Source organism: Arthrobacter sp. 4R501 (genome assembly GCF_002929755.1).
Taxonomy (GTDB): domain Bacteria; phylum Actinomycetota; class Actinomycetes; order Actinomycetales; family Micrococcaceae; genus Arthrobacter.
In genome coordinates this window covers 1-511 of sequence record NZ_PJIW01000087.1, presented here as the reverse complement: position 1 = coordinate 511, position 511 = coordinate 1, and the positions used below count along the sequence as shown (strand labels likewise).

Here is a 511-nt window from a genome sequence, read left to right as displayed (position 1 = left end):
CGTTAAGGAGCCAACAGCAACATTCTCAGCATGCTTTGGTGCAGCTTTCATAATGATGCATCCTACTAAGTATGCTGCTATGCTTGCTGAGAAGATGCAGAAATACGGTGCTACTGGGTGGCTCGTCAACACTGGCTGGTGTGGTGGAAGGTATGGAGTGGGCAGTCGTATCAAGTTGCAATACACTCGTAAGATTGTCGATGCCATACACGCAGGCACCCTGCTGGATGCAAAGTACAAGAAGACAGAAGTCTTTGGGCTCGAAATTCCAACTGAGATCGAAGGAATACCTTCAGATATCCTTGATCCTATTAACGCGTGGCCCGATAAGCATGCGTACAAGGAAACACTGTTGAAATTGGCTGGGCTATTTAAGAGCAACTTTGAGGTGTTTTTAGACTATGAGATTAATGAGGACAGCAAACTCACAGAACAGATTGCTGCAGCTGGACCAAACTTTTAATTTGGATTACTAATGGTGAATATGATCCAGGACTATAATTATAAAGGC

1 protein-coding gene is annotated in these 511 nt (G+C 44.2%); it reads left to right on the top strand.

Annotated elements, in window-relative coordinates:
• On the top strand, nucleotides 1-463 hold a 463-nt coding region (locus CXR02_RS22015), incomplete at its 5' end, for a phosphoenolpyruvate carboxykinase (ATP) (protein ID WP_146072597.1).
• Nucleotides 464-511 lie beyond the last annotated feature (48 nt).